This window comes from Candidatus Woesearchaeota archaeon (assembly GCA_016180285.1).
GTDB lineage: Archaea > Nanobdellota > Nanobdellia > Woesearchaeales > JACPBO01 > JACPBO01.
The window spans coordinates 1-24,899 of record JACPBO010000037.1 but is presented as its reverse complement, the minus strand read 5'-3'; the positions used below and the strand labels follow the sequence as shown (position 1 = coordinate 24,899).

The following is a 24,899-nucleotide window of genomic DNA, read 5'->3' as shown; positions in this document are numbered from 1 at the left end:
TTTTTTCCAGCCATGATTTTTTTGCTGTATCTTGATCATATCAAGATGATGCGGGTTAATCTCAGGCATAATCATCGGGACATCCTTTGTCCAGCGATGTGCTGAATTATTAGATACTACAGGGATGTCATTTTCTGCATATTTGTCTTCAAAAGCTTTAATTTCATCCTTGGACGCCTCTATAGCTGAGAATACAAAATCAACCTTATTTTTGATTCCTTCAATATTTGCAACATCAGAGACTATTAAGTCTTTGGCATTAGCAGGAATTTCTTTTTTAGAGAACCACCTGCCTTCAACTGCTTCTGAGTATTTCCTGCCAGCGGACCTTGGCGAAGCTGCGACTGCAGCTACTTCAAACCAAGGATGATTCTCAAGCAATTCAATGAATCGTTGCCCGACTGCTCCAGTTGCCCCTAAAATTCCTACTTTAATTTTCTGCATTTCACATTTCTCCCTTTTAGCTCTTTAGAATGCCGTATTGAATCAAAACTTCTTTTACCTTTTCCCTATGCTCAGCGCTTAGCTCGCACATTGGCAATCGATAAACTTCCTTGCACATTCCCTTCATTGCAAGCATCGCCTTTATCGGGATTGGGTTTGTTTCTATGAATATTGCGCTGAAAAAAGGCATTAACTCATTGTTTAGCTTTTCAGCCTCTTCGAAATTCCCTTTCAATGCAAGATCAGCCATCTTCACAACCCTGTCAGGAATTATGTTCGATGCAACTGAAATCACGCCGTCTCCTCCTGCTTTTATCACTTCAAAAGTCAGATTATCATCGCCGGATAAAACTGAAAATCCGCTTGGCCTTTTTGCTATAACCTCTTTTATCTGGTTAAGGTCGCCAGACGCTTCTTTGACCCCAACAATGTTTTTGCAGTCATTCGCCAGCCTGATTAATGTTGCTGTTTCTAAATTAACACCCGTTCTTCCTTTTATATTGTAAACAATGCACGGAAACTTTACAGCATCTGCTATAGCTTTGAAGTGCCTGTACAGCCCTTCCTGCGTCGGCTTGTTGTAATACGGATTAACTAATAAGCAGGCATCTGCTCCTGCTTCCTCAGCGTGCTTTGTAAGCCTTATTGCTTCCTTTGTTGAATTGCTTCCTGTGCCGGCTATTACAGTAACTCTTTTTTTGGCATACTTTACAGCCAATTCTATTACTTTATCATGTTCTTTGTGATCTAGTGTAGGGCTTTCGCCAGTTGTTCCGCACGGCACAATTCCCGCAACTCCTTTCTCGATGTTGAAATTTATCAGCCTTTTAAATGCAATTACATCAACGCTTTCATCCTCCTTGAACGGAGTGATTATCGCAGTATAAACTCCTTTAAACATTTTCATCATCCTCCAGTTTGTTGTAGTTCTTTTTTATCAAATTCATTGCCTCTGCTATAGCCGATTCTTTTTGCAAGTTTTATCAGCATAGGCTCTTTTCCAAGAGTTGGAATAACTATATCCTCTAATGTAGTTAATTCTTTGATTTCATTTAAATTAAATGGTTGAGTAACCACCATGATATCTCCACCTAAAAGACATAACACCATAACCTTTGGCATATGCATTAATACCAGCCCAGTTGTATTTTCTTCCGGTACTATCTGTTCAATCCTATAATAGCTATTGAAGATTCTGCCTCGTTTGTATACCAAATCTCCTTTTTTGACTTCCGCATTCTCCGGTATTAAAGTTCGATAGTACATTTTTGCACCTATTTCATTATGTTTTTCATCAAATCATCAATCCCGTAAAACCCTTTTTTTCCTTTTATGAACTCAGCAGCCATTACAGCGCCTAAAGCAAATCCTTCCCTGTTTCTTGCAGTATGCGTTAATTCAATTGTGTCTGCTGCGCTGTCGAATCCTATTGCATGAGTCCCCGGTATTGTTCCGCCTCTAACGCTGGCAAAATGTATTTCATCCGGGCTGATTTTTCTGTCCAGCCTTTCTGTTGCAATCTTATTTTTTCTTTCAATGTTCTTTATCAAAATGTCGCCGATCATCTTTGCTGTTCCGCTTGGCGAATCTGCTTTCTGGCTGTGGTGCAGCTCGTATGCAAAAATATCATATTCCGGGGCATTGTTCATCAGCTTTGCAGCATTCTCTATTATTTTTAAAAAAATGTTCACTCCTATTGAAAAGTTGCCGCTGTATATCAGGCCAATATTTGATTTCTTAACAACATCTTTTACTTCTTCCAGCTTATCATACCATCCTGTTGTGCCGACAACAATGCTCTTGCCAAGCTTTGCAGCCTTTTTGATGTTTTCTATAACAACAGACGGATGCGTGAAATCAAGGCATACATCAACATCTTTCAAGGCAGATTCTGTTATTTCATTATGCACGTTGCTGCCTTTTATATTTGGATCAACAATTGCCTTAATAGTGTGCCCCCTGGCTCTGGCAATTTTTTCAATGATGTTTCCCATTTTCCCATATCCTATAAGCGCAATGTTCATTTTTAACCCCCCAAATATAGCGTATGCTTTTGCTGTTTTTATTCTTTATGCTTTTAATCCTCTTTCAAAACCGGAAATGTCTCTGTCTGTATGACTCCGGGCAATGCCCTTATCGCCTCAACAATGTCATTCACCTCATTAAGGCTGTTTCTCTTGACTGTCACAAATATCGAATAGCGGCCTGCAACTTCATATATCTCGTCAACATTCATTTTTCTGATCTGCCTTGCGATCTGCTGCGTCGGCCTTCCTGAATGCGTTGAAACTTCAATTATCACAGTGGCTTCGCCTGACAAAACAGCTGTGAATTTTTTTATAACGCCCTCATTGATCATCTTTGCAACCCTTTTCCTTATTGTGCCTTCGCTGACTTTCAGCTTTTTGGCTATCTGCAGAAAAGGCATTCTTGCGTCTTCCTTGAGCATCTGAATTATCCTGTGATCCACCGCATCCATAAGCCTCGGGAATACGAAATCATATATAAAGGTTTCGATTTTGGTACGAAAAACGTAAGAAAAAGACGAAAAAATGCACTGTGCAATTCCGTGAACAGAAAAACAATTAAAGTTTTCTGTTCAAAATTGTGAAAAAGAGAAATCTGTTTGTTACTCGGTTTAGCAAAGTTTATTAATCGGGGGACTTACTATAATCACAAATGTTAAGGGTAATATTTGATACTAATGTTTATGGCTTATTAATCAAAGAGAAAGAGATAGATGTAATAAGAGAAAAGATTGAAAAAGATAAAGATTTTGTTATATACGGTTTTCAGCCAATAAGAAAAGAATTAAGAGACACGCCAAAGAACGAAAGGCTAGGCAAATTAAGGAAAAGAAACCTCCTTTTAGGCCTGTATGACGAGTTAACGAAAGGAAGGTACCTGAAGGATTCAATTCAAATTAACAGGCTGGCTTTAAAATTCTACAATGCCTATAGGGAATTCGGGGGAATAAGAAGTTGGAAAGAAACCAATATAGATGTTGATTTTACTATTGTTGCCTGTGCTAGTTTCTATAAATTGGATGTTGTAGTTTCTGATGATTCAACAACTATGTTAAGTAAGCCGGCTATGAAAGCCTATAGGCATATAACACTGAAAGAAGGAGCATGGCACCCTAACTTTTGGAAATATTCAGATCTGAGAGTAAAATACGAATTTTAACTAGTTGTAACTTTAATAAATTTGTTTATTTCTTTAATAAACTCCGGGTCTTTTTGAGCTTCCTTTATAGCTTTAATCAATTCTTCTCCTTTTAACCTATTCGTTGTTTTTTGCATATTCTATTAGAATGCCCACATATATTTAAATCTTTCTTTTACCCAAAATACTCCTCATGCAATACTCTGACAGCATTCTCTGCGTCTTCAGCCTTCACAACAAAGCCGGTGTTAATTTCAGATGCTCCCTGGGAGATCATCTCGATATTTATGTTATTTCTTCCTAAAACGCTGAACAGCGGCCCGACAACATTTGGAATATGGTGCATTCCTTCGCCTACAACGCAGACAATCGCCTTATTTTCTTCAACATTTACAGTTGCAAACCTGTTTAACTCCCCTATCGCCTTATCCAGATTGTCTTTTTTGTCAACTGTTACTGAAACGCTTACCTCGCTTGTTGAGACCATGTCAACAACAACGTGGTACTTTCTGAAGATGTCAAATATCTTTGCAAGAAATCCGTAAGCATCAATCATCCTTGTTGAATTTATTGTTATGACAGTTATGTTCTTTTTTATAGCAATCGCCTTTGCTATTTTTTCAGATCTTGACGGCTCATTGACAATCAAAGTTCCCTCATTTGAAGGCTCATAAGTGTTCAGCACCCTTACCGGAATGTTTTTTCTCATTGCAGGCAGTATTGTTTTTGGATGCAGGACCTTTGCCCCGAAATAAGCAAGCTCAGCAGCCTCATTGAAGCTTATATTTTCAATGGTTTTTGCTTCTTTCACAATCTTCGGGTCAGTTGTCATCATGCCATCCACATCAGTCCATATCTGTATTTCTTCTGCATTCAATGCCGCTCCTATAATTGCAGCGCTGTAATCAGAGCCGCCTCTGCCTAATGTTGTAACTGCTCCGCTGCTTGTTTTACCTATGAAGCCCGTTATAATCGGAATTGCTTTTTTATCTGACAAATGCATTCTCATCTGCTCTTCTGATTCTGGCAATGGCTCTGCTCCGCCAAACTTGTCATTTGTTATTAATCCTACATCATACGCATCATGCGCTTCTGCTTCCATGCCCTGCTTTGTCATGTGTGCAGCAACAATCCTGGCAGACATCCTCTCGCCGAAAGACTGCACAAGATCCATTGTCTCTGTTGTGACTTCCTTATATTTAGCAATTCTTTCAATTAATCGTTCAAATTCATCAAGCTTGTCCTGCACTAAAGAATTGTCAAGCCCCAATTCTTTTATTATTGCATGATGTTTTTCCCTGATCTCATTCAGAACAGCAGAATAATCCCCGCTCTGGAATGCAAGATTTGCTGCATTGATCAGCTTATCCGTAATGCCGCCGACAGCGCTGACAACAACAATCGGATCTCTATCTAACCTGCTTTTCACAATATCCTGCACTGCTTTGATCCTCTCAGCGCTTCCGACTGATGTTCCCCCAAACTTCATGACGATCATATTGAGAATGGTAATTCTTCCACATTTAAAAAATTAACTGAAAAAGTTACGAAGTTCGTAGAAAATGTAATCGTAAAAATAAATAAGTTACAGCGCCATTCGTGGCGGTGCGACGGTCAAAATTTTTAACAAAATTTTGTCCTGCTCGGTTTCCCGTAGGGAGCAACCCCTCCTCGCCGCACGCCACCATGGCGCTGACGAGCCGAGGGTTGGCTCCTTCGGAGTGGCTCGTAGCACAAGCGAATGTAATGAGCTTGTGCGTAAGCCGCCATTGTGGTGGCGTGCAGAAAACAGAAATTGACATTAAACTTCCAATAGCGGGCCCAACGAGATTCGAACTCGCGACCTACTGATTAAGAGTCAGTCGCTCTAACCAGGCTGAGCTATAGGCCCAATAATAAAAGAATATGCACTTTATTTATAAAGATTTTTAATTGCAAATAAGAATAGCTAATGATTGCAGATCATCACTACTTAAAAATAGAAATATTTATATATAGCTATACTTTTATAATGTAAATAAAGTAGAGGGTTGAAGAATGACAAATGTGGCTGACAGTACAAGAGATGTTCAAGAAGTAAGTGAAGAAGAATTAAAAAAATTTCTGGATCTGTATAAAAAAGCCCAAGATCTAAGATCGGAAGAATCAACTCAAGGAAGACTAAAGAACTTAAAAGAAAGTCTAAAAGGAACAGACTTATCTTCTGAACTTTCTGATAGGATTGACAGTAAGCACCAAGAAGTGTTAGTTAATTACAATACAACTAAATCTGAGCTTGAAGGATATTTAAAACAATTTTATGTTTTGTTGAAATTAAGGCTGGAGGTGGGTAAAACAGCCGAATGTTTTTATATTCAGGTAGATGATATCAATCCTATAGGTAGATTATTGTTGAGTAGAGTATTCGGAGAACATAAAAATAAGGACATTTTGGATATGCCTTTGAATGGTGGACTGCCTCACATAGGTGATTACTATTTTAGATTCTCGGAAGAAAAAAAAGTGCATTTAATGGTAGAGGCAGATAGGGAGGATGATAGATACTCACTTAAAAAATATGACCTATCTATCTTGCTAAACAAAATAAAAGAACAAGATAAGGAAGGCATAGTGAAGATTAAAATACTTGATATGAATTACACAACCGGATCATAGAAGGGCGTTTTCTCTTTTTATCCCTTTCCATTCGCCTACTGGGAACAAAAGAAAATCTAAAAGAAAGAACTAATTAAAAAAGATACAATGGACTGGCAGGAAGGCTGCCCATAATATGAGCCCCTTATTTTTGCTGTGTGCATTACATATTAATAAAAACTATTGAAATATTAAGCGCAACTGCAAAACTCACCCACAGAATATACGGAACAAGAAGATAGGCTGCCGGCTTTGAGATCTTGTAAAACTTTATGATTGTGAGCAGGATTGCCAGCCACAAAATTATTATTTCTATTGAAGCATATAATGGAGACCTTAACCCGAAGAAGATAATTGACCACACCATATTAAGCAAAAGCTGGATTCCAAAAAATATCAATGCGATCTTAGCACCTTTTGCTTTGATCCCTTTCTCCCACACCAAATACAGCGAAATGCCCATCAAAAGAAATAATGCAACCCACACAGGCCCGAAGATCCAGTTTGGCGGATTAAAGCCTGGCTTCTCTAATGCGGCATACCATGTGTCAACAGATGACGCTGTAAAGAATGATCCGATCAATCCGGCCAATTGGCAGATTATGATTGAAAATATTAACTTATAGTTATTTTTTATTTTCATTTATACTTATTTATCGAAACTCATATATAAATTATTGCCATCAAACATCCAAATTAACAACTTCTCTTGCATGCTCTTCTATGAACCTTCTCCTAGGCTCCACTTCCTCACCCATCAAGATCGAGAATATCCTGTCTGCCTCAACAGCATCTTCTATTGTGACCTGCTTCAAAATCCTGACATCGGGATCCATTGTTGTTTCCCAGAGCTGCTTTGGATTCATCTCGCCAAGGCCCTTATACCTTTGTATTGCAACTCCATCTTTTCCGATCTCATTAAGCAGAGTGTTCATCCTCTCGTCATTGTAAACCCAGTTGACCTGCTTGCCTTTCTGCACCCTGTACAAAGGCGGCTGGGCAACATAAACATAGCCTGCTTCAATCAAAGGCTGCATGTACCTGTAAAAGAAAGTCAAAAGCAATGTCCTGATATGAGCGCCGTCAACATCTGCATCAGTCATTATGATTATTTTATGGTATCTTGTTTTTGAAATGTCAAATTCATCTCCTATTCCGCAGCCGATTGCGCTTATTATTGTGATAATCTCATTATTGATCAGCATCTTGTCCATTCTCGCTTTTTCAACATTAAGGATCTTTCCTCTTAAAGGAAGTATTGCCTGGAATTCCCTGTTCCTTCCCTGTTTTGCGCTATTATGGACAAACACTCCTGATGCAAGTGCAAAGTTATGAGTCCCAGGAACTTCAATGTCATACACGTCTATTTTTTCCTGTACTGGAATAATTGCTTTTATTTTATGGTTATATCCCGCAACAGCTTCTTTAAGCCTTGCTTCATCGTTCTGGAAAAAATGCTCAAGGAAAGTCGGATAGGATAATACATTTTTATCATTTAATTCCTTCCTTAATCTTTCAAATTCTTCTGAATTGACGTTTTTATCTTTTTCGTAAACTTGTCTAAGAACCTTTATAGTGCTTTCATAATATGTTTTATTATAAGCTATTCTGCGTTTTTTCCTGAAATCAGGAGTCCACTGCTCTTTTGTCTTATTTCTTCTCCATTCTATTAAAGGTTGGTTTACCCATTGCTTCTTTGCCATTCCAGAAAGCGCTTTTTTAGCTTCAGGATGCTCTTTAAAGAACTTATCAACACGTTCAGCTTGTTTTACTCGGTTTTCTGCTGAAGACCAGTATTCCTGCTGCATTTTATTTAAATTTTCTTTAGATTTTTTCCTGTACTCCTCATTTGAATTATAAAATTCTAAAAACTTCCCAACCATGTACTTTTTATACTCTCCATTTTCCCACTGCAGCTTTGCACGTTTGCTTAACTCATCTCGCATGAGCAGCATTTTTTGCCGTATTTTTTCTCTGAACTCAGGAGTTTGCCTTAATGCCTGAAGTTTTTCCCTGACCTCTTTTGTATTCAGTATTTTTTTTGCTAACAAAGAATGCAGTGACATATGCTCTTCTTTTGTAAGCCTGCAAATATTTGTCGGGTCATTATTTAGCTTATCAAAATATTTATGATGCCGGTGTGATCCTTCCATTTCAGTATATACTTTATTCCTTAAATTATATTCGTCTGCCAACATATGCGTAAAAATCCATCTGTTCTCATTCGGGCTGTATACGAGCTCATAGCCTTCAATTGTTATCCGTTTCCCTTTGTGTGAAAGCTGTCGTTTGAAAGGCATTAGCGAATCAGATGTTTTTAATTCATGTGCGTGTTTGAATATTCCATCACGTAGCATAAACAGGTGGTCGGGGGTGCAGGTTATTTCTTCATCGTTGTCAAGCAATATCCTGATAACTTCTGCATTTATTTTTGTTTTTCTAGGATTTTCAATTTTTTGTACCCCGATTCTGCCATCATCCATAATTGTATAACAATAATGCTCCTTTCCTTGTGCGTTCTCCTCAACCAATTCTTTAAAAGAAATATTTCTATCATCAGTTAGTGCTATTTTTGCATCTCCTGAAAAACAACCTCCAGCACTGTCGCCTTCCACAATATATACCTCGCATTGCGCAGGGTCGCGATTAGAGCAGTCAGCCAGCTTGCCTGGCAATGATCCGGAATCAAGCGCGCTTTTTCTTCTAGCCAGCTCACGTGCTTTTCTTGCAGCCTCTCTTGCCTGAGCAGCTAAAACAGATTTTTCAATTATTGCTTTTGCAACTGTCGGATGTTCTTCAAGATAATTGCCAAGCGATGTTGTAACCAAAGAATCAACTATTCCTTTTACCTCAGAATTGCCGAGCTTTGTCTTTGTTTGGCCTTCAAACTGCGGCTCTGCTATTTTTAATGCGATAACCGCTGCAAGTCCTTCCCTTGCGTCATCGCTTTCAAGCTTTATATCTTTTAAAAGCCCGAATTTCTCACCGAAATTATTCATCACCCTTGTCAATGCTGTCTTGAATCCGATCAAATGAGTTCCGCCTTCATGCGTATTGATGTCGTTGACAAAAGAGAATACCTGCTCATTATAGCTGTTGTTGTACTGCATTGCTATCTCGAGCTTTGTGCCGTTCTTTTCTCCGCTGAAATAGATAACATCATGCAGCGCTGCCTTGTTCTGGTTGATATATTTGACAAACTCCATAATGCCGCCTTCGTAGCAGAATATCTCCTGCTTGCTGGTTCTTTCGTCATTTAAAACAATCTTTAATCCCTTGTTCAAAAAAGCCAGCTCTCTAAGCCTTGTTGCAACAACATCATAATCATAGATTATATCCGTAAAAATCTCTTTATCGGCTAAAAAGGTTATTTTTGTCCCTCTTTCTGATGTGCCCCCTACAACATACACTTCATTTATCTCCTTGCCCTTATTGTAAGTCTGGGTGTATATCTTGCCATCCCTGTAAACCTCCGCATTAACAACAGATACACCGACACCATGCCGGCCGCCACTAACCTTATAAGCTCCTTTCTCGAACTTGCCGCCGGCGTGCAGCTTCGTCATGACAATCTGCAGCGCGCTGACATTGAACTTTGGATGGATGTCAACTGGAATTCCTCTGCCGTTGTCAATAACACTTATTCTATTATCAGCATGAATAGTAACTTTTATCAAAGTGCAATGCCCGACAAGGGCTTCATCCACAGAATTGTCAACAACCTCATTGATCAGATGATGCAGTCCTCTGCTTGAGGTAGAGCCAATGTACATGCTTGGCCTTTTCCTGACTGCTTCAACATTGCCCAGTACAGTTATGTCTTTGGCTTCGTAGCTTTCTTCCGGCATTTTGATCAGGTTTTTATTTTTATCGTCTAAAAAATTAGTTAAAATCCAATAAAAAAGAAATCGCATTAGCTTATAAATCTATCGTTTGTAGAATGGCGAGATAAGGCTTAAATTGGCAGAATTTTGGTGTTTTGGATAAAGAAAACTAAGCCACTTTCAACAGTTTGTCTATTGTTTTGCTTTTTGGCTTTACAAGAGTTATCTTAACAACCTTTTCTTCCAGCTCTTTCTGGTAAAAAAACTCAAGATTACTGGCGGCATTAATTGTTGCACGATAATTATTAGAGCATCTCCACCATTCATCATGTTTTCTATAATAAGCAGTTCCTTCAAATTCCCTTACAGGAAGCCCTTCGTAATGTGCTTTCATTCAAAACCTTAATATCGCTTATTCAGCGGTCTTTATGGCTTCTTTCCATCCCTTTATAAACGCAGCTTCCCATGAGCTTATTTCATCATTTTCAACCAATTCTTCCCTTTCGTCATCACTATAAACAAATTCGTCATCTTCAAATTCCTCATCTTTATCATCTTTCATGGCTTCGCCTCCCAAGTTAAACTGATGTTTGACCCCCTTTTTGACCTGTATACTCTAAAACAATTAAATATATATACTTATTCTATATACCATATATACCATATAACGGCTATATGCGGTTCTGTAAAACTTACGGTAAAAGAGGGGAGTGTAAGCTATGGAATTCAGGAAATTAATCGGATTCGGAAAGAACTCATACATAATCTCGCTGCCGAAAGCGTGGGTGCAGAAAAACAAGCTTAAGAAAGGCGATCCCATATATATTGAGGAGAGAGATGGCGATATAAGCTTATACCCTGGCATCAAAGAAGAGAGTGATGCAAAAGAAATCACAATAGATGTTGACGGAAAATCAATTAAAGAAATCAAGAGAGAGCTTGTTCCGGCATATATAAACAATTTCACAACCATAATGCTGACAGGCAAAGAGCTGAAAAAAAGGGCAAAGCAGATAAGGGACCTGATCCATGACCTGGTGGCGCTTGAAATAATCGAGCAGACATCCGAAAAGATCATCACAAAATCATTTCTGAATGCAAAAGAGCTTTCTGTAAAAGACCTCATCCGGAAAATGGAGATAATGACGAGGGCCATGATTTCAGATTCAAAATCAGTTATCAGCGAAAGCAGCTATGAAAACATCAGGCACCGCGATGATGATGTCAACCGCCTCTATTACCTCCTGCTCAGGATTCTGAAATATGCGCTGAATAACCCGTCGCTGGCTTCGAATTACTTTAAAATGTCATCTGCAGCCATACTTGATGCATGGAGAATAGCATATGTGCTTGAAGAAATTGCTGATGAGGCAAAAAGGACTGCAAGATACCTTGCGCTTGTAAGATTAAGCAATGCAGATAAAAAAAGCCTAATAGATCTGCTTTCTCTTGTTGAGGACACGTATCTTAATACTATGAAGGCATATTACACAGATGACAGAGAGCTTATTTACAGAATGGCACGCAGAAAGGCAGAGATCATAAAGCAGTGCGATGAATTATATGAGCATATGTGGAATAAAAAATACGTGCCGACTGTGATTGAGAAATTCAAGTTCATGGCTGCCGCAACCCATAATATTGGGAGAATAGTTTACACATGATGCCAAAAAACAATGCAATTGCAGTAATATCAGATGTTCACTCAAATCTGGAAGCTCTGGAATCCGTCTTGGAAGACATAGACAAGCACGGAATAAAAGATATATACTGCTTGGGTGACATAGTCGGCTACGGCGCATCTCCGAATGAAGTCATTGAGTTGTTCAAAAAATATAAAATAAAGTCTGTCAGGGGAAACCATGATTCTGCCATAGTTCATGAAGAATCATTCACGGATTTTAAATCGTATATGGATTTTAATGACCATGCTCGTAATGCTCTTAAAATAACGAAAAATTTGCTCACCAGAGAATCAAAAAAATATCTGAAAAACCTTAAAGACTTTATGGTTATTGATGGAGTTCGCTTTGTCCATAGCTCTCCTCCAGATTCGTATAAAAATTATGTCTATTACACTACAAGCAAATATGCTTTTGAAAAGTTTGATGAAGACCTGTGCTTTATTGGGCATACCCATAAGCCATGCGCATATGTTTGCAAGAAAATTGATGAAGGCTTGACTCTAAAGTTTGAAGATTTAAATATAGAAAATGTCAATATGGAGCAGATTTTATCTTTGGCTTTTGAAAAAAGCGAAAGGTGCATATTCAATCCAGGAAGCGTAGGCCAGCCAAGAGATGGATCAGTTAATGCAAAATACTGCATTCTTTACAATAGCGAAAACAGCGATGAAAAAGAAATAGAGCTTAAATGCGTTCCGTATGACATTAATAAAGCTGCTGACAAAATAAGAAAAATCATGAATGATGATTATCTTGCCGAAAGGCTTTATGAAGGCAGGTGATTTATCGTCTGATTTTTTACAAATAACTAAATTTATATACAAGTTCCATCATAATTATGATCGTCGGAATAAATGTCAATAAAATTTTTTATTTTGATGGGGATAATTTTAAATGAATCGTGAAAAAAATAGGAAATTAACAATCGCCTTAACATACAACAAAAAAAGAAGCCCAAAAGAAGGTGAGCCTGAAGATTTGTATGCGGAGTTTGATACAGAGCAGACGATCAATGCAATAAAAAATGCGATTGAAGGCAAAGGCAATGACGTAATTCTTGTTGAGGCTGATGAAGATGCATTCTTAAAACTAAAGGATTTGAAAAATAAAATAGGCCTTGTCTTCAATATTGCTGAAGGAATAAGAGGAGATGCCAGAGAATCGCACATTCCGGCATTCTGCGAGATGCTTAATATTCCGCATACTGCTTCAAGCGCTTTAACGCTCGCTATAACATTGGACAAGGCAAGGACAAAAGAAATTCTTTCTTACAGCAATATACCGACTCCAAAATTCCAGGTCTTCAATGATGAAAATGAGGAACTAAATGAAAATTTAAATTTCCCATTAATTATAAAGCCATTAAGAGAAGGCTCAAGCAAGGGAATCAGGAACAATAATATCGTGAATTCAGAAAAAGAGCTGAGACTAAAAATAAAAGAGCTGATTAAAAATTACAGTCAGCCCGCAATTGCCGAGGAATTCATTGAAGGAAGAGAGTTTACAGCCTCGGTAATTGAGAATGGAAGCCAAAAAGTCCTCCCTCTTGTTGAAATTACTTTTGATTATCTGCCAAAGCACATAAAGAAAATTGATTCTTATGAGGTGAAATGGATTTACGACAATCCAAACAGCAAGATCGATCCTCTGGTATGCCCTGCGAAGCTTGACAGGGAAACAGAAGACAAAATTAAAAAAATCTCATTAGATGCTTTCAATGCTATTGGCTGCAAGGACTGGTGCAGGATCGACATAAGGCTCGATAAAAAAGGAATTCCAAAAGTTTTGGAAGTGAATGCATTGCCCGGCATCATGCCCGACCCCAAGGAAAATTCAAGGCTGCCCAAGGCAGCATATGCAGCAGGAATGAGTTATGGTCAATTGATCAACGCAATAGTTGATAATGCGATAGAGAGGCACAACATATGAATATTGCCCTGGCATACAATCAGATAAAGAAGAAAATACTGAAAAACAAGCCTGTAGATGCAATAGCTGAGCTTGACAGCAAAGAAACAATTGATGCCTTAAAGGAAGCTATTGAAAAAAACGGCCATGACGTTATCCTGATTGAAGCAGATGAAAATGCTTATGAGCTTCTGAAAAACGAGAAAAATGAGATTGATCTGGTTTTCAACATTGCTGAAGGTATTTCAGGCGAATCAAGGGAAAGCTACATTCCTTTTATGTGCGAAATGCTCGGCATCCCTTATACAGGCTCTGCCCCATCAACACTGGCAATCTGCCTGAACAAAGCTAGGACGAAAGAAATCCTGTTGCACCACAATATAGCAACTCCGAAATTCCAGATTTTTAATGGCGAGAATGAGAAATTAAATGAAAACATAGCTTATCCTGTTATTCTGAAATTAAAAGATGAAGGCTCAAAAATGGGCCTCACAAAAAGCTCTGTTGTCGGGAATGATGCTGAGCTTAAAAAACAATTGGCTTATCTTTTTAAAACTTACAGCAGGCCGGTCATGGCAGAGGAATTCCTTGCAGGAAGGGAATTCACAGTAGGCGTAATAGGAAATGACAATCCAATAACATTCCCTCCAGTTGAAGTAAAATTCAGCGAGCAATTGAAAGAAAGCGAAAGGGTTGTTCTTTTCCAGGTTGATGAGCCTGTTATTCCTTTGATCAAGTCTGTTGATAAAAATTTTTCAAACAGCAAAAACTATGTTGATTATGCTTCAATCTGCCCTGCTGAGATTCCGAAAGAGCTTGAGTTGAAATTAAAGGAAACTGCGCTAAAGGCGTACAGGGCATTAAGGTGCAGGGACTGGTGCAGGATAGACATGCGGCTTGATAAAAAAGGAAAAGTTAATGTCTTGGAATTGAACCCTATTGCAGGGATAGACCCGAGCTATTGGTTTCCGAAGGCTGCAAAGGCAGCTGGCCTGGAATATCCCCTCTTAATCGGGAAAATCATAGATTATGCATCTGAAAGATATGGGATAAAAAGAGCAGTTGTGGCAGAATGAATATAAACAGCGCGATATTGAGCAAAGGAATTGCAATAAATGCAAATAAAGGATACAAAGTCACATACCCTGAAAATATTTGGACCGGTCTGAAATTAAAAACAAAGCAAAGCATAATAGGCAATCTTGCTTATGCGAAACTGGCTTCTTATTCGGCTTTTTTGAAGGATGAATTTGCCTTCAACAGCGCTCTGCCGCGCTTAAAAAGCTTTTTTGACGAATGCGCAATAAAGGATTTTCCAAGATTCGCCCATGAGGATAATTTATCAGTCAGGGAGATGATTGAAAATTTCAAAAATGCAGAATTCAGGTTCAATTCAGATGAAGCTTCAATTCCTGAGGAGGATGCAGATACAGAAGATGGCGCGGTGCTGGGCATGTCATTCGGAAAGGACAGCCTTCTCTCATATGCAGTTGCAAGAGAAATAAAGCTGCCGGTAAAGCTTGTTTTTGTCAGGGACTGCGGAAAGGTGGAATTAAAGCACAAATTAAGCATAATGGGCAAATTCAAAAAAAAATTCAATGAAGATGTTTCCATACTCAGGGACAATACAGACAATATTGCATGCGATAAGTCGCTAAATACGATCAATTCAGAAGGCATTTACGGATCCAATGCAATGAACGGGTATATGCTTATGCTTCTGCCGTTCGCTTACGGCTTCGGGCATAATACAGTTCTATTCGGGAATGAGCACAATCTTAATGATTATTTCATAGACGAACAGGGTTTTAAATGCTACCCGTCATACGAGCAGAGCAGCGAATGCATTGAAGGCCAGAATAATGCCCTTATGCAGTTTACAGGAAAAAAAATCGGAGTGGCAAGCCTGATTAACCCGCTATACTGCTTGTCTGAATACAAAATTCTCTATAAAAGATACCCCCGCCTGGCGGAACTCCAGATGTCTTGCCCGCACGATCCTTATGAGAACCAGGAAAATAAGTGGTGCTATAAATGCTCGACATGCGCAAGAACTTTTCTCTATACTTCTGCGGTTGGCGGCGATATAAAAAGCATATCCTTCAACAAAAATTTCTTTGGTAAAGAATACGGGAATTTATACGTCTTGTTTAACAAAGCCATTAAGAGAATATATGAAAAGCCTGAAGCAGTGAGGGACGAGCAATTATTCGCCTTTTATCTGGCGTCAAAGAGAGGCAGCAATACATATCTCGTTGAAAAGTTCAAGAAAGAGTTCATAGACGAAGCAAAAGAAAGGGAAGATGAGCTCTATAAGAAATTTTTCGGAGTTCATCCTTCGCCTGCGATTCCAAATAAGCTTAAAGCTGAAGTCATTTCGATATATAAAGAGGAATTGGGGCAATAATGTCCAAAGCGCCAGACAACATAAAAAAAATCCTTGAAGAAAAGGTTGAAGTAAATGACGGCAGTTTTTTTCATAACGATGTCGAGGAAACAGCAAATAAAAAAAACTTTCTTCTTGAAAGCGCTGAAAAATTCGGCACACCGCAGTATTTTCTTGACGAAGCCAAATTAAAAAAAAGAGCTTTGTTTTTCATGAACACTTTTAAGCAATATCTGCCTGATTCTGAATTTTTTTACGCATTTAAATGCAACGATTTGCCCTTTTTGGCAAATGCCTTAAAAAATACAGGTTATAATGCGGATGTTGCAAGCCTGTTTGAGCTGAAGCTCGCATTAAAGCTCGGCTTTGGCAAAATAATTTTTACTGGCCCGGGAAAAGAGGATGAGGAGCTAAAGCTGGCAATAGAAAACAGCGATAAAGTCATTTTGAACATAGACAATTTTGATGAATTAGGCAATTTAATAAGAATAATGAATAAAAATAAAAAAAACAAACTAAGCATTTCCATAAGATTGAACCCGCATGATTCTGTCATGGAAGAATGGTCTAAATTCGGAATTGAGCTGAAAGAGCTGGACAAAGCAGTTGAAAAAATAAAAGAGCATCCGCAATTGAAGCTGAGAGGCCTCCATTTTCACTGCAGCTGGAACTGCAATCCGGACAAATACGTTGAGAATATAGGAATAATCGGAAAGCACTTTAAAGATAATTTCTCAGCCAAAGACATCCAAGAACTTGAATTTGTCAGCATAGGCGGAGGATTCTATCCTGAGGGAAATGCAATTCTGATGAAAGAGACAGACAAGGGAAAGCTGTTGGGCATGCTTAATCCTGAAGAAGCTGATCTTCACAGCATAATTGTTGAAAACGTTGAGCCGCTGGATACTTTTGGCAAAAAAATATCTGCTGCTTTTGAAAAATACATTTTTGCCTTTAACCCAAAAATAAAGGTTTATTTAGAGCCTGGAAGATTTATTTCAATGCATTCCACAACGATTTTAACAAAGGTTATTTCAATAAAGAATAATGGCGTTATAGTTGACGGCGGCGCAAATATGGTGGGGGATTTCAGGTTTTCAGAATATTCTTTTGCTCCGCTGGTTAATTTAAATGCGCCATCCCTGATTCTCAGCAAAAAAACAATATACGGCCCTCTCTGCCACCCTTCAGATTTATGGGGCTATTCTTTTTTTGGGGAAGATATCAAAAAAGGAGATATCATTGCAGTGCTGAACCAGGGAGACTATGTATTTTCATATGCATCGCGGTTCATCAAGCCAACAGCGCCGTATATAATTCTGACTGAAAAAAATAAATTTGTTGTTGGAAAAGAAAAAGAAAAATTTGAAGAAAGGTATTTTGGCTGCAAGTTCTGATTTTTTTTCTCGTCGAGAGATTTTCTTTCGATTTCCTGAAAGAACCTTTAAAGAAAAAATTCATAAAAATCAAGAATTTCTTTCGTCGTAAAATTTCAAAAATAAATACATTTAAATATAAGTTCTTTCACAATATATTTTAATAAAAATATTGTTTTCAAGGAGGAAAACTGACATAACAATGAAATTAAGATCTTTTTATTTTAATAACACAAGACATAAAATTTTATTTAATTTCTATGTGAGGTGAACTTAGTCTAATTATTTAATCAAAAAAGAGAAAGATGGCAAGGTCGTTGATAAGGCAGGAGCTAATTTTAGTGAAGGAGCAGGAAACTGAAGGGTTTTCTTTGTGGAAAGAGATAATGAAGAACAGCATTAACTCTGCTGATCAGCTGGCTGCAATATGCAAATGCCCGATAAATGCGCAGGAGCTGAACGAAGTTATTAAAAAATACCCAATGAGGGTGAATTCTTATTTCTTAAGCTTGATCAAGTCAAAAGATGACCCGATCTGGAAGCAGTGCATACCTGATAAGAACGAACTGGTTAACAGCGAAGTCATGACTGAAGATCCTCTCTGCGAGGAAAGGGACAGCCCGGTTCCAGGATTGACGCACCGCTATCCTGACAGAGTTTTGCTTCTTGTCTCAAACCAATGCGCAACTTACTGCAGGTTCTGCACAAGAAAAAGAAAAGTCGGCGATCCTTTCAAAAGAATAACAAAAGAGCAGATTATGAAAGGCATAGAGTATATCAAAGAGCATAAGGAAATAAGGGATGTTTTGTTGTCAGGAGGAGATCCTTTGCTGCTTTCAGACAGCTATTTGGAATGGATTTTGAAAGAAGTGAGAGCCATTTCTCATGTAGAAATTATAAGAATTGGCACAAGAGTGCCATGCACACTGCCGCAGAGAATAACGCCTGAGCTTTGCAAGATGCTTAAGAAATATCATCCGCTTTTCATTAACACGCATTTCAACCATCCTTCTGAAATCACAGAAGAAAGCAAAGCAGCATGCGAGATGCTTGCTGACACAGGGATTCCGCTTGGAAACCAAAGCGTACTGATGAAAGGCATCAATGATGATCCTGCTGTGATGAAAGAGCTGATGCACAAGCTTCTGATGATGAGAGTGAAGCCTTATTATATATATCAGGCAGACTTGGTCAAGGGGACAGAGCATTTCAGGACAAAGATCAAGGCAGGGCTTGATGTAATAAAGGCTTTGAGAGGGCATACATCAGGATTGGCAGTTCCGCAGTATATAATAGATGCGCCTGGCGGAGGCGGAAAGATACCTTTACTGCCAGAATACGTTGTTTCTTACGCTGACGGGAAGATCGTTCTAAGGAACTATGCTGATAAGGAGTACATCTATACCGAGCCGAATGGATGCTGAATAGGTTTGGTTTTGAATATAATGGTAATTTCTTAAACAATATCAATAAAAAATCCAGTCATGGTGCCGACGAGGGAAGGGTTGCTCCCCAAGTTTTTAGCAAAAACTTGGCAAAAAAATATGAGGCATAAAGCCTCATGCCACGACCAGATCACTTTTGATGCCAGTTGTGGCGTGGAGCTTCATGCTCCACCTTGCGTGTCAACTGAGCGTAACCAGTTGGCGGGAAACCCGAGTAGGACAAAACTTGTTTTGTCCGTAGGCACCATGGTTGGCTGGATTTTTTAGAATAACATGCATTAAAGCGCATATTTTTATTTGCTTACCTTAAATTAAACACGCCGCGACCCGGATTTGAACCGGGAAGGCCTTGCGGCCAGCAGTTCTCTTGCGCTGATCAGTTCGAGACTACCGCAGTACCGAGTTGTGCCATCGCGGCATAATAAGAAAGATATTGGTTTTATTTTTAATGGTTTCTAAAAAAATACCCCCAACGGGATTTGAACCCGTGTCTCGGGCTCGAGAAGCCCATATGCTTGGCCGGGCTACACTATGGGGGCATACGCCGCGACCCGGATTTGAACCGGGAAACCCTTGCGGGAACAGAATCTCTCGAAAATGTTCCAGTCCTGCGCATTTGGTCAGCGAGGCTCAGGCATAGCCTTCGCCATTTACCAGATTGTGCCATCGCGGCATAAGAGCTAAAGATTTCACTTTATTTATAAGATTTTTGCTTGTTTTGAGTTTATTTTTAATTTTGTGTTATGTCGATTATTACTCGCTGTGCCTCGCCTAGACAACGAGAAACTTCAATATAGGCGATAGAATGACTTCTGTACATAGAATAATGGAGCTGATTTTTCCTTTCTTTTAGGGAGACATTTCAGATATTTAATTTCATGGCATTCTGCGATTTCCATTATTTGTTCTTCTGTTAATGGTCCCCTCATCAACTCTTTCCTTCTCGTTACTATCCCTTCTTGGTTAACATAAGATTCCCATGCCCCCGAACTATTTATTGCCAAAATTCTTATTATACCTTCAAATAAAATTTCTCCTTCTTCATCTCTAATTCTTTTCGTTAAAGCAACTTTACTGGCTAGATTAGTTTCCGAACTCATTTATCTCACCATTTTAATAATATGTAACCAATACTTATAAATATTTCTTTTTTTAACGGCTCGTCACTGCTATGTCATAAGCAAAAGATGATCTTGCTAAAGCAAACAATCGGGCATAAAACAATAACCTTTAAATAAAAAGGCATTTTAATCAAGCGTTATGAATTTAACTATAATCAAAAGCCAGTTTTTGAAATCAGTTTATATTCTGAAGAATAATCCCAAATACATCATATTTTCAGCTATTTTCGATCTATTGTTCTTCGCCATTTACGGCGTTGTTTCGCTTGCTATTTTCAACATAATAACAGACAAGGCCAACATTCTGCTGCAGATCGCCAGCAGCAGCAAAGATTCAATTAACCAGCTAATTGCAGAGGGAAAAAACCTGTTCCAGGCAATGATGCTGCAGCAGGGATTCAGCCAGGGCTTAAAGTCGATACTGCTTTTGTTTTTCGCTTTGATGATTTTTATTTATCTGGTTTATTGCGTATTCCAGGGCATGAACTGGAGAATTGCCAGAAAACTTACAGGAGGCAAATTTGAGGTCATTGGCTTTATGAAATCTTTTTTTAAAATAAACATTTTGTGGTTCGCGATTTTTTATCTCGGGCTGCTTTTTGAAAGAATTATCGGCATAGTCCTGATATTAAGCGGCAAAAAGCAGGATACCGGGGTTATAGCCCTGATTATTGCAGTTTTAGTCGCTTATTTCGCCTTCATAAGCTACGCATTGATCGGGAAGAAAGGAGCAATTAAGCGCGCATTCGCATCAGGTTTTAAAAAATTTTTGATCTTTGTTCCGGTGTATATTGTTATTGCCATTGTATTTTTAATAATAAATTACATTCTTATTTTAGCACAGCAGCTAAATTACGCTCTTATGGTTGTTTTAGGGTTTTTACTGTTCCTCCCTGCATTAAGCTGGGCAAGGGTATTTATTTGTTTGATTGCCGATAAAACAGATAAAGTGAAAAATGCCTGATGAAACATCAGCCGGAGCTGTAGTCTTCAGAAAAGATGGAGAAACAAAATACCTTCTACTGCAGTACAGGGCAGGCCACTGGGACTTTCCAAAAGGCAATATTGAAAAAGGCGAAGAGGAGAAAGAAACTGCAGCAAGGGAGATAAAAGAAGAAACAGGCATAGCGGAAATAAGTTTTGCAGAAGGATTTAAGGAAAGAATAAAGTATTTTTACAGAAGAGAGGGCAGGCTGATCTCCAAAGAGGTTGTTTTCTATCTTATTGAAACAAAACAAAAAGAAGTAAAGATATCTTTTGAGCATATTGGCTATGAATGGCTGAATTTTGCTGATGCTCTGGCGAAAGTTACTTTTAAAAATTCAAAGGAGATTCTAAAGAAGGCGAATGAGTTTTTGATTTCAAAAACAAAATTTATTTAAATAGAGCCTGCTTTAATATCCTTTATGGCAGGGGATGAGTTGATTTATTCACTGTATAGAACAAGGTTTGATCTAGTTGAAGCTTATCAAGGCAGGGAGATTAATGCAGTGCAGTTTTTAAGATCCTATATCATAATGCAAGCGAGAGACATGTATAGAAGGATTTGCGATAGAATAGCGCTTCTTAAAGAAAGGCGCATAAAGCCAACAGATTTTGAGAAGAGGTTATTGCGGTTGGGAAATTAACAGCTTTTGTTACATTTTCTTTTCTTTCATCTTTTCAGCATACCTGTGCGCCAGATGCAATGGCTCCGGCAGCTTGTGCGGCAGCTTCATAAGATTCTTTACGATCTCCACAGCTGTCTTCAATGTTATATTATGGCCGGGGCTTATATATATTGGCTTTGAGAATTTCTTTGTTTTTAATTCAAAGGCAGCTTTTTCGTTATCAATAAAGATATCATCTCCCCTTAATTCGCCGCAAAGCAGCGATTTAGCAACCCCTATTGTCGGCTTATCAATTGAAAGCCCGAACTGGGATGCCGCACCAAATCTTCTCGGATGAAGAATTCCATTCCCGTCAAAAATAAAAATATCCGGTTCAGTTGTTAATTTGCTGTAGCACTCGATCAGAGCAGGGCATTCCCTGAAGCCAAGAAATTCAGGAATATATGGCATCGTTGCAGTTTTAATCACACATTGCTTTTCCAGCACATTCAATGTTTTATACTCGCATACAACAATCGCCGCAATAAGCTCATCACCTCTCTGCGCTATATCGCAGCCGGCAATTTTCTCTATTTTCTCAAATTCATCCTTCAGAACAATCTTTTTAGAAAGCCTTGTCTGCTCCTCTTTTAACTTGTTTATATCCATAGTCGCGCTCTGGGGCATGGCAAAAATTGCTGGCATGATGTAAAACTGAACTTCGCTAGCCCTTTACCCGCTTTATAACGTTCCTTGTTATGATGTATGAAAGAATGAGTGCTGCAATAAGTATCACAGCATACGAAGCCCTTTCTCTTCCGAACAAAAACAATGATGCCAGCGCAACTCCCGCTGTTGTTGCCAGGCCATGGCCGCCTTCGAAATCAAGATAAAAGGGGAATATATTGCCCATTATTGCTGCAAGCCCGATTAAAAAAAGATAATAGATGTTGAAGCCAAGGTAAACTGAGAGTACAACTACAAAAAATGCCTTTCCCGCGTCAAGTATTGCAACAGTAATCGCAGGCATAAATCCAATCACTTCATAAGTATTCAGAGCGCCTGCTGTTTTATTGCCGTATCTCCTTATGTCGATGCCGGCAAATGTTTTTGCAGCGAAATAGCTTGGCGAGACAGCGCCTATTAAATAAGATAGCACTGTAAAGATCATTTCAGTCAGCATGGCGCAATAATAATAAAGGAAATATTTAAATACTTCTATTTTCAGCAGTTTTAAGATGAAAAAGGGCGGTTTTATAGCTAAACTGAAGAAAACTTTATTTTTGGAAGTTTTCAGAAAAATAAAATCAGCGCCCTCTTTGTTCTTTTACATGCTTCTTTTTGATGCGATGTTTCTGCTGAGCATTTATTCCGCAAACAAGATCGTTGGTGTTTTTTCCGAAGGCAGGGTTATTCTTCCAATTTATGCTTTAGCATATATGGCAGTCTATTTTTTGATTTTTGCAGCGCTTTACTCATTTTTCAAATATTCTGTTCTGCATTTTATAAGCTCAATGTTTGAAAAATCTGAACTTAATTTCGGCAGATTTGGAAAATTCTATCTTGTCAATGTAATTGTCTTTTTTCTTTTCGGCTTTACATTCTTCATTCTTTCCTCAGTTATCCCTTTTCTCATTGTCGAAAGCTACCAAAAGCTTATCTTAAGGATTGCATTGATTTTATTCATATTCTTCGCGTATTCTTTCCTTAACCTGTGCCATTCTTTTTTTGCAAGCGGAAAAAGGCCTGTTTCTGCCGCCCTTCGTTTTACATTTAAGAAAATCAAATCTTATATCCCTGTGTTTTTAAGTTCGGTTTTATTTTTATTGGCTTACTTTATAATTTATGCAATAATCGGCCTTATCCTGAAATACACGCTTTTCTCAAAGCCTGTTCCAATGTCCTACAATGCAATATACAATGCAATATTCTCGATAGTTACAATAGTTGTCTTTTATCTGATAAACGCATTCAACAGGATTTATTTTTATCTCATAGTTAAAAGCAAAAATAAAGGTGCGTAATGTTTTACAACAGCATTGATCCTGTTCTTTTCAGGCTCGGCAGCCTTGAAGTGAGGTATTACGGCATCATCTATGCTCTCAGCTTCATAATTGCTTATTTTATGATCTATCATCTGGCAAAAAAAGGCAAATTAAAAATAACAAAGGACGATGCTGCTGATTTTGTTTTTTACCTTCTGATCGGAACAGTTATAGGAGCAAGGATCTTTTACGTTATCTTTTATGATCCTGCCTATTTCATCAGCAACCCTTTTATGATTCCTGCTGTCTGGCACGGCGGCCTGAGCTTTCACGGCGGATTAGTCGGAGCAATAATCGCGGGATTTTTATTCTGCAGAAAGAAAAAAATAAGCTTCTACGAAATTGCAGATATTGCAGTCATTCCACTTGCGCTTGGCTTGTTTTTGGGCAGAATCGCAAACTTCATCAATGGCGAGCTAGTCGGCAGAATAGCGAATGTTCCATGGTGCGTCAAATTCCAGAATTTTGAGGGCTGCAGGCACCCGTCGCAGATTTATGAGGCAGTTAAAAATTTATTTATGTTTTTTGTATTGTGGTTTGTTTATGCTCTCAAAACAAAAGGAAAAAAGCTGCCAAGCGGATTTTTATTCTGGCTTTTTGTGGTCATGTACTCAGTTTTAAGATTCTTTATGGAATTCTTCAGAAGGGTATATCCTGGAGAGGTGAAGAGGCTCTTATTGAATGAGCCGACGAGTTTCTCAAGTGACATCTTAGGCGTAGGCGCTTTTGAGGGGACAGACCCGCGGGACATTAGAGACAGGATTAAGATTCCGGCTGAGGACGTCACATGGCGCGGGGAGAGGAAGGATTTGTTAAATAGTATTTTAGCGTGGGAAAAGAAGATAAAGAAAGGGTGAGTAAGAAATGGAGGCAAAAAAATTACCTTTGAAGGGAGATGCTAAAGTAAAAGGCCCTGTTTTTGGAGTCTTTGCAACCTGTGACCCTCGGATTGATAAGACCTCAAGAGAAAGGGCTGCAAATATTGTTGAGATAGCAGCAGAGGTAGTTGCTAATTCTGTAAAAATTGTTGATGGAGTTCCTGTAAAGGTTGTCTGGACGCCCATTCTGGTTGATGGCGAAAGACAGGCTGACATAGTTGCCAATCAATTTAAAAGAGAAGGGGTAAATGTTTTAATATGCGTCCCTGATACATGGGCATTTCCGCAATTGGGACTTATCTCCTTGCTTTCCCATTTTCCAAAAGATACTCCTATAAATTTGACGTGTGGTAATAGCGGACCAAAGCCAGGCGTTGTATTCACTCATGCAGCGAGCGG

28 protein-coding genes and 4 tRNA genes are annotated in these 24,899 nt (G+C 38.6%); 15 read left to right on the top strand and 17 right to left on the bottom strand.

The window, feature by feature from the left end; genetic code table 11:
* From HYU07_06720 to HYU07_06700, 5 genes are all read right to left on the bottom strand, one after another.
* The coding region (locus HYU07_06720) for an aspartate-semialdehyde dehydrogenase (protein ID MBI2129895.1) at positions 1-444 on the bottom strand (444 nt) is incomplete at its 3' end.
* Positions 445-460: 16 nt separating this feature from the next.
* Complete coding sequence (locus tag HYU07_06715; protein ID MBI2129894.1) at positions 461-1,345, bottom strand: 4-hydroxy-tetrahydrodipicolinate synthase; 885 nt, start codon at positions 1,343-1,345, stop codon at positions 461-463.
* Positions 1,346-1,350: 5 nt separating this feature from the next.
* Positions 1,351-1,710 (bottom strand): hypothetical protein, encoded by a 360-nt coding sequence (locus HYU07_06710; GenBank protein ID MBI2129893.1) that lies wholly within the window; start codon positions 1,708-1,710, stop codon positions 1,351-1,353.
* Positions 1,711-1,718: 8 nt separating this feature from the next.
* Positions 1,719-2,468, bottom strand: a complete 750-nt coding sequence (gene dapB, locus HYU07_06705) for a 4-hydroxy-tetrahydrodipicolinate reductase (GenBank protein ID MBI2129892.1) — start codon at positions 2,466-2,468, stop codon at positions 1,719-1,721.
* Between the two features lie 53 nt (positions 2,469-2,521).
* Entirely contained in the window at positions 2,522-2,923 is a 402-nt protein-coding gene (locus tag HYU07_06700; protein MBI2129891.1) for an Lrp/AsnC family transcriptional regulator, read from the bottom strand.
* 200 nt (positions 2,924-3,123) lie between these two features.
* On the opposite strand from HYU07_06700, the gene HYU07_06695 reads away from it, so the two are divergent.
* Entirely contained in the window at positions 3,124-3,630 is a 507-nt protein-coding gene (locus tag HYU07_06695; GenBank protein MBI2129890.1) for a hypothetical protein, read from the top strand.
* Positions 3,631-3,784: 154 nt separating this feature from the next.
* On the opposite strand, the gene lysC is transcribed toward HYU07_06695, so the two are convergent.
* Both lysC and HYU07_06685 read right to left on the bottom strand, forming a co-directional pair.
* The gene (lysC, locus tag HYU07_06690) at positions 3,785-5,098 is read right to left on the bottom strand and encodes a lysine-sensitive aspartokinase 3 (GenBank protein ID MBI2129889.1); all 1,314 of its coding nucleotides are present in this window, start codon (positions 5,096-5,098) and stop codon (positions 3,785-3,787) included.
* Between the two features lie 327 nt (positions 5,099-5,425).
* Positions 5,426-5,500, bottom strand: a tRNA-Lys gene (locus HYU07_06685).
* Between the two features lie 146 nt (positions 5,501-5,646).
* On the opposite strand from HYU07_06685, the gene HYU07_06680 reads away from it, so the two are divergent.
* Positions 5,647-6,264, top strand: a complete 618-nt coding sequence (locus HYU07_06680; protein ID MBI2129888.1) for a hypothetical protein — start codon at positions 5,647-5,649, stop codon at positions 6,262-6,264.
* Positions 6,265-6,406: 142 nt separating this feature from the next.
* Here HYU07_06680 and HYU07_06675 read toward each other — a convergent pair whose 3' ends face one another.
* From HYU07_06675 to HYU07_06660, 4 genes are all read right to left on the bottom strand, one after another.
* Entirely contained in the window at positions 6,407-6,886 is a 480-nt protein-coding gene (locus HYU07_06675) for a tryptophan-rich sensory protein (protein ID MBI2129887.1), read from the bottom strand.
* 40 nt (positions 6,887-6,926) lie between these two features.
* On the bottom strand, positions 6,927-10,091 hold the full coding sequence (gene gyrB, locus HYU07_06670) for a DNA topoisomerase (ATP-hydrolyzing) subunit B (protein MBI2129886.1): 3,165 nt from the start codon (positions 10,089-10,091) through the stop codon (positions 6,927-6,929).
* A 145-nt stretch (positions 10,092-10,236) separates the two neighbouring features.
* Positions 10,237-10,461: a hypothetical protein gene (locus HYU07_06665; GenBank protein ID MBI2129885.1), complete on the bottom strand. Its 225-nt coding sequence runs from the start codon at positions 10,459-10,461 to the stop codon at positions 10,237-10,239.
* An 18-nt stretch (positions 10,462-10,479) separates the two neighbouring features.
* Positions 10,480-10,629 (bottom strand): hypothetical protein, encoded by a 150-nt coding sequence (locus tag HYU07_06660; protein MBI2129884.1) that lies wholly within the window; start codon positions 10,627-10,629, stop codon positions 10,480-10,482.
* 157 nt (positions 10,630-10,786) lie between these two features.
* Here HYU07_06660 and HYU07_06655 point away from each other — a divergent pair, with 157 nt between their 5' ends.
* From HYU07_06655 to HYU07_06625, 7 genes are all read left to right on the top strand, one after another.
* Entirely contained in the window at positions 10,787-11,731 is a 945-nt protein-coding gene (locus HYU07_06655; protein ID MBI2129883.1) for an AbrB/MazE/SpoVT family DNA-binding domain-containing protein, read from the top strand.
* On the top strand, positions 11,728-12,534 hold the full coding sequence (locus tag HYU07_06650) for a metallophosphoesterase family protein (GenBank protein MBI2129882.1): 807 nt from the start codon (positions 11,728-11,730) through the stop codon (positions 12,532-12,534). Before HYU07_06655 ends, HYU07_06650 begins: the two co-directional genes overlap by 4 nt.
* A 112-nt stretch (positions 12,535-12,646) precedes the next feature.
* On the top strand, positions 12,647-13,681 hold the full coding sequence (locus HYU07_06645) for an ATP-grasp domain-containing protein (protein ID MBI2129881.1): 1,035 nt from the start codon (positions 12,647-12,649) through the stop codon (positions 13,679-13,681).
* Complete coding sequence (locus tag HYU07_06640; GenBank protein ID MBI2129880.1) at positions 13,678-14,736, top strand: D-alanine--D-alanine ligase; 1,059 nt, start codon at positions 13,678-13,680, stop codon at positions 14,734-14,736. Before HYU07_06645 ends, HYU07_06640 begins: the two co-directional genes overlap by 4 nt.
* Positions 14,733-16,067, top strand: coding sequence for a hypothetical protein (locus tag HYU07_06635; GenBank protein ID MBI2129879.1), 1,335 nt, complete (start codon positions 14,733-14,735; stop codon positions 16,065-16,067). Before HYU07_06640 ends, HYU07_06635 begins: the two co-directional genes overlap by 4 nt.
* A complete protein-coding gene (locus tag HYU07_06630; GenBank protein ID MBI2129878.1) occupies positions 16,067-17,443 on the top strand; it encodes a hypothetical protein in 1,377 nt (458 codons plus the stop codon). Before HYU07_06635 ends, HYU07_06630 begins: the two co-directional genes overlap by 1 nt.
* Positions 17,444-17,727: 284 nt before the next feature.
* Entirely contained in the window at positions 17,728-18,846 is a 1,119-nt protein-coding gene (locus tag HYU07_06625) for a KamA family radical SAM protein (GenBank protein MBI2129877.1), read from the top strand.
* Between the two features lie 339 nt (positions 18,847-19,185).
* Here HYU07_06625 and HYU07_06620 read toward each other — a convergent pair.
* The 4 genes from HYU07_06620 to HYU07_06605 form a co-directional block, all read right to left on the bottom strand.
* Positions 19,186-19,285, bottom strand: a tRNA-Ser gene (locus HYU07_06620).
* Between the two features lie 46 nt (positions 19,286-19,331).
* A tRNA-Glu gene (locus tag HYU07_06615) sits at positions 19,332-19,406 on the bottom strand.
* Between the two features lie 3 nt (positions 19,407-19,409).
* Positions 19,410-19,540 (bottom strand) — tRNA-Ser (locus tag HYU07_06610).
* 115 nt (positions 19,541-19,655) lie between these two features.
* The gene (locus HYU07_06605; protein MBI2129876.1) at positions 19,656-19,967 is read right to left on the bottom strand and encodes a hypothetical protein; all 312 of its coding nucleotides are present in this window, start codon (positions 19,965-19,967) and stop codon (positions 19,656-19,658) included.
* A gap of 160 nt (positions 19,968-20,127) precedes the next feature.
* On the opposite strand from HYU07_06605, the gene HYU07_06600 reads away from it, so the two are divergent.
* From HYU07_06600 to HYU07_06590, 3 genes are read left to right on the top strand one after another with little or no spacing between them, the layout of a single operon-like run.
* Positions 20,128-20,952: a hypothetical protein gene (locus HYU07_06600; GenBank protein ID MBI2129875.1), complete on the top strand. Its 825-nt coding sequence runs from the start codon at positions 20,128-20,130 to the stop codon at positions 20,950-20,952.
* On the top strand, positions 20,945-21,370 hold the full coding sequence (locus HYU07_06595; GenBank protein ID MBI2129874.1) for an NUDIX domain-containing protein: 426 nt from the start codon (positions 20,945-20,947) through the stop codon (positions 21,368-21,370). The genes HYU07_06600 and HYU07_06595 overlap by 8 nt, the downstream gene beginning before the upstream one ends.
* A gap of 24 nt (positions 21,371-21,394) precedes the next feature.
* Positions 21,395-21,616 (top strand): hypothetical protein, encoded by a 222-nt coding sequence (locus tag HYU07_06590; protein ID MBI2129873.1) that lies wholly within the window; start codon positions 21,395-21,397, stop codon positions 21,614-21,616.
* Positions 21,617-21,625: 9 nt separating this feature from the next.
* Here the strand turns inward: HYU07_06590 and HYU07_06585 are convergent, their stop codons facing one another.
* Both HYU07_06585 and HYU07_06580 read right to left on the bottom strand, forming a co-directional pair.
* Positions 21,626-22,282, bottom strand: a complete 657-nt coding sequence (locus HYU07_06585; GenBank protein ID MBI2129872.1) for an endonuclease V — start codon at positions 22,280-22,282, stop codon at positions 21,626-21,628.
* A gap of 19 nt (positions 22,283-22,301) precedes the next feature.
* Positions 22,302-22,760 (bottom strand): glycerol-3-phosphate acyltransferase, encoded by a 459-nt coding sequence (locus HYU07_06580; protein MBI2129871.1) that lies wholly within the window; start codon positions 22,758-22,760, stop codon positions 22,302-22,304.
* 55 nt (positions 22,761-22,815) lie between these two features.
* On the opposite strand from HYU07_06580, the gene HYU07_06575 reads away from it, so the two are divergent.
* The 3 genes from HYU07_06575 to HYU07_06565 all read left to right on the top strand — a co-directional run.
* Positions 22,816-23,601: a hypothetical protein gene (locus tag HYU07_06575; GenBank protein MBI2129870.1), complete on the top strand. Its 786-nt coding sequence runs from the start codon at positions 22,816-22,818 to the stop codon at positions 23,599-23,601.
* On the top strand, positions 23,601-24,479 hold the full coding sequence (gene lgt, locus HYU07_06570; GenBank protein MBI2129869.1) for a prolipoprotein diacylglyceryl transferase: 879 nt from the start codon (positions 23,601-23,603) through the stop codon (positions 24,477-24,479). The genes HYU07_06575 and lgt overlap by 1 nt, the downstream gene beginning before the upstream one ends.
* 7 nt (positions 24,480-24,486) lie before the next feature.
* On the top strand, positions 24,487-24,899 hold a 413-nt coding region (locus HYU07_06565; GenBank protein ID MBI2129868.1), incomplete at its 3' end, for a hypothetical protein.

What these genes read in the sequence shown, in the direction of transcription:
- HYU07_06605 (MBI2129876.1), bottom strand. Translation starts at nt 19,967, where the DNA reads ATGAGTTCGGAAACTAATCTAGCCAGTAAAGTTGCTTTAACGAAAAGA.
- dapB (MBI2129892.1), bottom strand. Translation starts at nt 2,468, where the DNA reads ATGAACATTGCGCTTATAGGATATGGGAAAATGGGAAACATCATTGAA.
- HYU07_06635 (MBI2129879.1), top strand. Translation starts at nt 14,733, where the DNA reads ATGAATATAAACAGCGCGATATTGAGCAAAGGAATTGCAATAAATGCA.
- HYU07_06660 (MBI2129884.1), bottom strand. Translation starts at nt 10,629, where the DNA reads ATGAAAGATGATAAAGATGAGGAATTTGAAGATGACGAATTTGTTTAT.
- HYU07_06590 (MBI2129873.1), top strand. Translation starts at nt 21,395, where the DNA reads ATGGCAGGGGATGAGTTGATTTATTCACTGTATAGAACAAGGTTTGAT.
- HYU07_06595 (MBI2129874.1), top strand. Translation starts at nt 20,945, where the DNA reads ATGCCTGATGAAACATCAGCCGGAGCTGTAGTCTTCAGAAAAGATGGA.
- lgt (MBI2129869.1), top strand. Translation starts at nt 23,601, where the DNA reads ATGTTTTACAACAGCATTGATCCTGTTCTTTTCAGGCTCGGCAGCCTT.
- HYU07_06640 (MBI2129880.1), top strand. Translation starts at nt 13,678, where the DNA reads ATGAATATTGCCCTGGCATACAATCAGATAAAGAAGAAAATACTGAAA.
- HYU07_06650 (MBI2129882.1), top strand. Translation starts at nt 11,728, where the DNA reads ATGATGCCAAAAAACAATGCAATTGCAGTAATATCAGATGTTCACTCA.
- HYU07_06580 (MBI2129871.1), bottom strand. Translation starts at nt 22,760, where the DNA reads ATGCTGACTGAAATGATCTTTACAGTGCTATCTTATTTAATAGGCGCT.
- HYU07_06665 (MBI2129885.1), bottom strand. Translation starts at nt 10,461, where the DNA reads ATGAAAGCACATTACGAAGGGCTTCCTGTAAGGGAATTTGAAGGAACT.
- HYU07_06710 (MBI2129893.1), bottom strand. Translation starts at nt 1,710, where the DNA reads ATGTACTATCGAACTTTAATACCGGAGAATGCGGAAGTCAAAAAAGGA.
- gyrB (MBI2129886.1), bottom strand. Translation starts at nt 10,091, where the DNA reads ATGCCGGAAGAAAGCTACGAAGCCAAAGACATAACTGTACTGGGCAAT.
- HYU07_06675 (MBI2129887.1), bottom strand. Translation starts at nt 6,886, where the DNA reads ATGAAAATAAAAAATAACTATAAGTTAATATTTTCAATCATAATCTGC.
- HYU07_06645 (MBI2129881.1), top strand. Translation starts at nt 12,647, where the DNA reads ATGAATCGTGAAAAAAATAGGAAATTAACAATCGCCTTAACATACAAC.
- lysC (MBI2129889.1), bottom strand. Translation starts at nt 5,098, where the DNA reads ATGAAGTTTGGGGGAACATCAGTCGGAAGCGCTGAGAGGATCAAAGCA.
- HYU07_06625 (MBI2129877.1), top strand. Translation starts at nt 17,728, where the DNA reads ATGGCAAGGTCGTTGATAAGGCAGGAGCTAATTTTAGTGAAGGAGCAG.
- HYU07_06700 (MBI2129891.1), bottom strand. Translation starts at nt 2,923, where the DNA reads ATGGATGCGGTGGATCACAGGATAATTCAGATGCTCAAGGAAGACGCA.
- HYU07_06575 (MBI2129870.1), top strand. Translation starts at nt 22,816, where the DNA reads ATGAAAAAGGGCGGTTTTATAGCTAAACTGAAGAAAACTTTATTTTTG.
- HYU07_06695 (MBI2129890.1), top strand. Translation starts at nt 3,124, where the DNA reads ATGTTAAGGGTAATATTTGATACTAATGTTTATGGCTTATTAATCAAA.
- HYU07_06715 (MBI2129894.1), bottom strand. Translation starts at nt 1,345, where the DNA reads ATGTTTAAAGGAGTTTATACTGCGATAATCACTCCGTTCAAGGAGGAT.
- HYU07_06680 (MBI2129888.1), top strand. Translation starts at nt 5,647, where the DNA reads ATGACAAATGTGGCTGACAGTACAAGAGATGTTCAAGAAGTAAGTGAA.
- HYU07_06600 (MBI2129875.1), top strand. Translation starts at nt 20,128, where the DNA reads ATGAATTTAACTATAATCAAAAGCCAGTTTTTGAAATCAGTTTATATT.
- HYU07_06655 (MBI2129883.1), top strand. Translation starts at nt 10,787, where the DNA reads ATGGAATTCAGGAAATTAATCGGATTCGGAAAGAACTCATACATAATC.
- HYU07_06585 (MBI2129872.1), bottom strand. Translation starts at nt 22,282, where the DNA reads ATGCCAGCAATTTTTGCCATGCCCCAGAGCGCGACTATGGATATAAAC.
- HYU07_06630 (MBI2129878.1), top strand. Translation starts at nt 16,067, where the DNA reads ATGTCCAAAGCGCCAGACAACATAAAAAAAATCCTTGAAGAAAAGGTT.